This is a genomic window from Flavitalea flava, assembly GCF_054461575.1.
Window position 1 is genome coordinate 1 of the sequence record NZ_JBTLQH010000098.1, and the last position, 6,825, is coordinate 6,825.

A 6,825-nucleotide genomic window follows, 5' to 3' on the forward strand; every position below is an offset into this window, starting at 1 on the left:
ATCCAGGAGTTCATCAACCAGAAAAAAGAGATCATTAAAGAGGCTGATGCGCTGGTAAAGAAATATGACAAACAAAGTCAGAATGTAAAAAACAGCCGCGAGTTTGAAGCGATCAACAAAGAGATCGAAATGCAGCAGCTGGAAGTGAAACTGGCCGAGAAACATATCAAAGATGCCAACGAAGAAATTGCTGAAAAAGTGCAATTGCTGGAAAAGGCCAAAAAGAACATTTCCACCAAGGAAGGTGTGCTGAAGAATAAAAAAGATGAACTGGATAAGATCATCGGTACTACGGAAAAGGAAGAAAAACACTTTAATAAATTATCTGCCGAAGCCCGTCAGAAAGTAGAACCAAGGATCCTTCATTCTTACGACCGTATCCGGGGCAATTACCGTAATGGGCTGGCCGTTGTTCCTGTAGTAAGGGATGCCTGCGGAGGTTGTTTCAATGCTATTCCCCCTCAAAGACAAAGCGAGATCCGTCAGCGGAAAAAGATCATCGTATGTGAGAACTGTGGTCGTATCCTGGTGGATAACGAATTGAACGACGGTATCGAAGTGAAATAGAAAGGGATAAATAATGCATAACGCGAATTCATGCAAATAAAGAAGCCGCCTCAGAAGATAAACATTCCGGGGCGGTTTTTTTTTGCAGGTGCTTCCCGTATCTTTCTTTCTTCCCGTCCTGCCTTTTTGGGTGCCGTATTTGTCATTATTAATTTACTGCTTTCGCTCCTCCTTCCCGGCACTGGTTTCGCACAAAAGCACTATGATTTCAACGCTCCCTGCCAACAGGCCTACCGGGAGATTGTACAGTTAAGGCTGGATGCAGGCAGGAAAATCCTGGACTCAGAAAAAAAAAGAGATCCTGATAACCTGATCCCGTTCTTCCTGGATAATTATATAGATTTTTTCATCCTGTTTTTTAATGAAGATCCTGCGGAATATGAATCCAGGAAAAACAAGCTGGATGAGCGGCTGGAACAAATGGACGATGGCCCGCAGACTTCTCCGTTCCATCTGTTCACCAAATCCGTAATCCATTTTCAATGGGCGGCTATAAAAATTAAATTCGGTAATAACTGGGATGCGGGTTGGGAGTTCAGACGCTCCTTTCTCCAAAGCAAAGAAAATCAGAAAAAATTCCCTGACTTTACACCTTCCATCATGTTGAGCGGAGCGATGCAGGTCGTTGCAGGGACTATTCCGGACGGGTATAAATGGTTAAGCAGCCTGCTGGGTATCAAAGGAGATATCACAACGGGTATGGGGCAGTTGGATCATTTCCTTGGTCAAAACGATCCCTGGGCTATATTGTACCGTGATGAGGCTATATTTTATTTTTTGTACCTGAAGTTCTATATAGAGAACAAACGGGCAGATGTCTTCGTTTATATCCGGCAAAACAGACTTGATATAAAAAATAATCATCTTTTTGCTTACCTGGCCGCCAACCTGGGCATCAATGACCAGCAATCTGCGTTTGTCGAGCAGGTTATCAGGCAGAAAAATAATGCTCCGGAATATTTGACTATGCCGGTATGGGACCTGGAAATGGGGTATGCAAGCCTGTATCATCTGCAGCCGGAAGCGCATATCTACCTGGAACGTTTTGTACGATGTTTTAAGGGGAAATTTTATGTGAAAGATGCTTTGCAAAAATTAAGCTGGTATTATTATTTGCAGGGTGATGAACAAAAGGCGGGAATGTTCAGGGAACAAACTATAAAAAAAGGCGGCGTGGATGCGGATGCGGATAAGCAGGCGTTAAAAGAAGCCAAAAGCGGTATCTGGCCGAATAAAGTATTGTTAAAAGCAAGACTGCTCAGTGACGGCGGGTATTATGGAGAAGCCCTGGCATCCTTACAGGGAACAAAGCCCGGGGATTTCAGGCTGGCGGAAGAAAAATGTGAATATACCTACCGGGTGGGACGGGTCTACGATGGGCTTGGAAAAGGGAATGAAGCGATAACCGCCTATCTGAACACGATCCGGATCGGAGAATCCTTAAAGGAATATTATGCAGCCAGGGCTGCCCTTCAGATGGGTTATCTGTATGAACAAAGAGGCAACCTGCAGGAGGCGATAGCCTATTTTCAAAAATGCCTTTCCATGAAAGAACATGAATATAAAAATTCGCTGGATCAAAAAGCGATAGCGGGGATTGCCCGTTGTAAGGGGGAATGATTTTTGAAATGTGGGAATCTTACTGTTGGATGAATTACCTAATTACTTAATTTGCTCCTTATTAATAAATATTGAGAGGCTGGCTTGGAGCATTGTGCTAATAGCTTGTTGCTACACTATATGATACAAAAACTTCACATACAGAACTACGCCATAATCGATGCGCTCACCATTGATTTTTCCGATCGCCTGAATGTGATTACCGGCGAGACGGGAGCAGGTAAATCCATTCTGATGGGTGCATTGTCTCTGATCCTGGGGGATAGGGCCGATCCGGCTGTTCTGCTGAACAGGGAAAAAAAATGTTATGTCGAGGGTGTATTCGGGATCGGGGGCAAGAAAGAGGCCATTGCTTTTTTCGCGGCCAATGGGCTGGATGGGGAGGAAGATGAAGAAGTGGTCATCAGAAGGGAAATCGCCCCGAATGGAAAATCAAGGGCCTTCGTGAACGATACGCCGGTGAACCTGGAGCAATTAAGGAAACTGAGTTCTTTATTGGTAGATCTGCACCGGCAATTCGATACCCTGGAGCTCGGAGAATCTGATTTTCAAAGAGAAGTATTGGATGGTCTGGCCGGACAGCTTGCTGTGGTCGATGAATACCGGCTGGAATTCCGTGCCTGGCAGAATGCAGGAAAAGAATTGGCAGCTTTGCTGGAGCAAAAGGCGCATTTCAATAAGGAACTGGACTATAATAAATTTCTATTCGATGAATTAAGTGAGGTTGGCCTCCGTGAAAACGAACTGGAAGAACTGGATTCGGAGCTAAAGTTATTGAACAATTCGGAAGGCATTAAAATGGCTTTAGCAAAGGTTTATAATGAGTTGACGGACGGGGAGACGCCGATGGTTCAACAGCTGAAATCCTTGCTACATCAAATCCAGGCATTCTCCTCTCTTCATCCGGACTTGCCTGGAATAGCTGACCGCATGCAATCGGTCCAGATCGAATTACAGGATATTTCCGGAGAGGTGGAGCGTATTAAAGATCATGTGAACTATGACCCCCAACGGATAGAAGAAATAAACGGGAGGATATCGGCTGGTTATAAACTCCTGAAAAAACATGGTGTCCAGACTACCGGGGAATTGTTGCTCCTCCGGCAGGAATTGGATAATAAATTAAAAGATTCCCTGCAGGTGGATGATAGTATAGCTGCCAAAGAAAAGGAAACTACCAGGCTGCTGGAGAAAGCTAAAAAACTGGCGACGGTTCTTTCCAAAAAAAGACAGGCCCAGACAGCACCTTTGGAAGAACAGGTGAACCGCCTTCTCAAACAGGTAGGTATGCCGAATGCCCGCTTACAGGTGAAAGTACAGAACGGTGGGGAGATGCTGAACAGTACCGGAATGGATACGATCGACTTTCTTTTTGATGCCAATAAGAGCGGCCGGTTCGAGCCGATCCGGAAAGTAGCTTCCGGCGGAGAACTTAGCCGCCTGATGTTATGTATCAAATCACTGGTTGCCGAATCCATCGATCTGGCGACCCTGATCTTCGACGAGATCGATACCGGGATCTCCGGTGAAGCGGCCAGGCAGGTCGGGATCATTTTGAAAAATCTCGCAAAAAAACGACAGGTAATCTGTATCACCCATCAGCCCCAGATCGCAGGTAAGGCAAATGCACATTATTTCGTTTATAAGGAGAGCAAAGGCGGGCAGGTGAAGACCAATATTCGTCTGCTTACCCAGGAGGAGCGGATCACGGCTATCGCCCAAATGTTAAGCGGTGAAAAGCCTACCGCTGCAGCATTGGAGAACGCCAGGGAAATGGTGATGCAATGAAAACTCCATCCCTGCTCCTGGTACTTCTTGTCATCCTGCTGCTCGTTCCTATATATTATATCAACAGAATTTTGCAACGATATATTCAGCCCCGGCAATCCGCTGCCCGGTTCTTTCTTTTTATGCTCGCCAATTTTCTCCTGGTCATTGTCTATACGATTCTGGTGGTGGGTCTGGTGTTGCAGTTATTTCCCCCGCATATGAATAACCCTCACGGTTAAAATAAAATTTTTAACAGGAAGCCAATGGGGTAAGTGCCCGGAAATATTTAATCCCATATATTTGGCCTCGAATTCAATTTAAATTGTCTCAAAAAATCAAGTTATGGCATACAACCTGCTAAAAGGTAAAAGAGGGATCATTACAGGGGCATTAGACTCCAATTCGATTGCATGGAAAGTAGCTGAAAAGGCACATGAGGAAGGGGCCACCTTTGTATTGACCAATGCCCCGATTGCCATGCGGATGGGTGAGATCAAGGTATTGGCGGAAAAAACAAAGTCCGAGATAATTCCTGCCGATGCGACCAGTGTGGAGGAATTAACCAATCTTTTTACCAAATCCCAGGAGATCCTGGGTGGCAAGATCGATTTTGTGCTGCATTCCATTGGGATGAGCGTAAACATTCGCAAAAACATACCCTATACGGAATCGAATTACGACTATTTTATGAAAGGGATCGATATCTCTGCCATGTCCTTCCATAAAATGCTGAGCGTGGCTAAAAAACTGGATGCGATCAGCGAATGGGGCAGCGTGGTTGCGCTTACCTACATGGCCGCTCAACGGACCTATCCATTTTATACCGATATGGCGGATATTAAGGCTATGCTGGAATCTATCGCCCGCAGTTTTGGTTATCATTATGGCCTGGAGAAAAAAGTACGTATAAATACCGTATCCCAGTCGCCTACCAAAACTACTGCCGGTACGGGTATAAAAGGTTTTGGCGATTTCTACGATTTTGCCAATTCCGTAGCCCCTCTCGGGAATGCCACTGCCGAGGATTGCGCCAATTACTGTGTGACTCTGTTCTCAGATCTGACCCGGATGGTTACTATGCAGAACCTTTTTCACGATGGAGGCTATTCTTCAACGGGTGTAAGCGCTGAAGTGTTGCAGAAATTGGGGGTCGAATAATATTATTTCGGTTAAATGCAAAAAAATCCGTTTCGAATTTTTTTCGAAACGGATTTTAATTATTTACAAATGGTGGATTAACGAGGAAATTCAGGATGGTAAAATCGCTGAAACCCTTGCTAGTACTCATCCTCGTTGAAGAAAAAATCTTCCTGACTTGGATAGTCCGGCCATATGTCGTCAATGCCTTCATAGATCTCTCCTTCGTCTTCCAGTTCCTGTAAGTTTTCAACCACCTCAATAGGAGCACCCGAACGAATAGCATAATCGATCAATTCGTCTTTGGTAGCCGGCCAGGGAGCATCTTCCAGATAGCTGGCTAATTCTAGTGTCCAAAACATCTTTACCTTGTTTTAATTTCTGAATATTGTATACTTTTCCGCTTTTTTTCCTCTTTAAATCACTTTCTGCCTACCCTTAATTTTCGGCAAATGTAATTTTTTAAATTTAACCACCAAATACCCATCGAAAATTAACCTGCGAAACTCAGGGTTATCATCTAGTTTTTTTCTAAAATCGACTTCCATCTTTCTATAATATGCGCTCCAATCGGTAGGTTTGCGGGGTCTAACTTAGTAATACTGAGTAAAACCCGGAATTTCGGGTTCAATCAACGGGGGATCGGCTCCGGAAGAGAAAACCCTTCAAAAGGGTAATTTTATTTAATATAATAGTATGTTAACAGCCAGGGAGATACATAAAAATTACGGCAATTTGTGGGTTTTAAAGGGAGTGGATATTTCTATCCGAAAGGGAGAGATCGTTAGTATTGTGGGGCCTTCCGGATCCGGAAAAAGCACCTTATTACATATCCTGGGCACCCTGGACGAACCTGCAAAGGGTGAGGTTTTTCTCGGGGATAAAAAAATAAGTCAATTAAAAGGCAAAAATCTGGCTGCTTTTCGTAACCGCCATATCGGTTTTGTCTTCCAGTTCCATCATTTGCTGCCTGAATTCAGTGCCCTGGAAAATGTTTGTATCCCTGGTTGGATTGCCGGACGTAAAAAAAAGGAGGTGGAGAAGCAGGCTGTTTCCCTACTGGAAACCTTAGGAGTTGGGCATAGGGTGGAAAACAAGCCAAACGCTTTATCCGGAGGAGAACAGCAACGGGTTGCGGTAGCCAGGGCCCTGATCAATAATCCGGATATAGTATTTGCAGACGAGCCAACCGGTAATCTCGATTCAGCCAATGCCAAAGAATTGCATAAATTGTTCTTTGAGTTAAGGGACCGTTTTTCACAGACTTTTCTCATCGTCACCCATAATGAAGAATTAGCGCGAATGAGCGACAGGGTATTACATATGCGTGATGGTTTGATGCATTAAACCCTTGGCTTCCACGGAATCTCCGGGACGTTCAGTAAATGTCCTATATATCTGGAAAGTACAAAAAGATGATCACTGAGCCGGTTCAGGTATTGGATCACGATGGGTTCAATGAAAAGCTGGTCTTCCTGCATCCGGACGCAGATCCTTTCTGCCCGCCGGCAAACGCACCTGGCTATATGGGCAGTTGAAACGGCCTGATGCCCTCCCGGCAAAATAAAAGATTTCATAGGAGACAGGGCGGCATCCATCCGGTCGATCTCCTTTTCAAGCAGGTCAATATCCTCCTTATGGAGATCGGGGATCTTCATGCGTGACTCCTTTTCGGGGTCACAGGCCAAAGAAGCCCCGATGGTGAAGAGGCGGTCCTGGACCTCCCTGAGC

8 protein-coding genes are annotated in these 6,825 nt (G+C 44.9%); 6 read left to right on the top strand and 2 right to left on the bottom strand.

Annotated features, from left to right (window positions below):
- The 5 genes from ACX0G9_RS31390 to ACX0G9_RS31410 all read left to right on the top strand — a co-directional run.
- On the top strand, nt 1-567 hold a 567-nt coding region (locus tag ACX0G9_RS31390), incomplete at its 5' end, for a zinc ribbon domain-containing protein (protein WP_459068954.1).
- Between the two features lie 30 nt (nt 568-597).
- Nucleotides 598-2,187, top strand: coding sequence for a tetratricopeptide repeat protein (locus ACX0G9_RS31395; protein ID WP_459068955.1), 1,590 nt, complete (start codon nt 598-600; stop codon nt 2,185-2,187).
- Between the two features lie 120 nt (nt 2,188-2,307).
- Nucleotides 2,308-3,975 carry a DNA repair protein RecN gene (gene recN / locus ACX0G9_RS31400; protein ID WP_459068956.1) on the top strand — a complete coding sequence of 556 codons (1,668 nt, stop codon included), beginning with the start codon at nt 2,308-2,310 and terminating at the stop codon, nt 3,973-3,975.
- Nucleotides 3,972-4,196 (top strand): hypothetical protein, encoded by a 225-nt coding sequence (locus ACX0G9_RS31405; protein ID WP_459068957.1) that lies wholly within the window; start codon nt 3,972-3,974, stop codon nt 4,194-4,196. The genes recN and ACX0G9_RS31405 overlap by 4 nt, the downstream gene beginning before the upstream one ends.
- A 103-nt stretch (nt 4,197-4,299) precedes the next feature.
- Nucleotides 4,300-5,115: an enoyl-ACP reductase FabI gene (locus tag ACX0G9_RS31410; protein ID WP_459068958.1), complete on the top strand. Its 816-nt coding sequence runs from the start codon at nt 4,300-4,302 to the stop codon at nt 5,113-5,115.
- Between the two features lie 119 nt (nt 5,116-5,234).
- Here the strand turns inward: ACX0G9_RS31410 and ACX0G9_RS31415 are convergent, their stop codons facing one another.
- On the bottom strand, nt 5,235-5,456 hold the full coding sequence (locus ACX0G9_RS31415) for a DUF2795 domain-containing protein (protein WP_039131553.1): 222 nt from the start codon (nt 5,454-5,456) through the stop codon (nt 5,235-5,237).
- Between the two features lie 334 nt (nt 5,457-5,790).
- Here ACX0G9_RS31415 and ACX0G9_RS31420 point away from each other — a divergent pair, with 334 nt between their 5' ends.
- A complete protein-coding gene (locus ACX0G9_RS31420; RefSeq protein WP_459068959.1) occupies nt 5,791-6,441 on the top strand; it encodes an ABC transporter ATP-binding protein in 651 nt (216 codons plus the stop codon).
- On the opposite strand, the gene ACX0G9_RS31425 is transcribed toward ACX0G9_RS31420, so the two are convergent.
- A partial coding sequence (locus tag ACX0G9_RS31425) for a cob(I)yrinic acid a,c-diamide adenosyltransferase (protein WP_459068960.1) occupies nt 6,438-6,825 on the bottom strand: 388 nt, incomplete at its 5' end. The two genes, ACX0G9_RS31420 and ACX0G9_RS31425, sit on opposite strands and share 4 nt — an antisense overlap.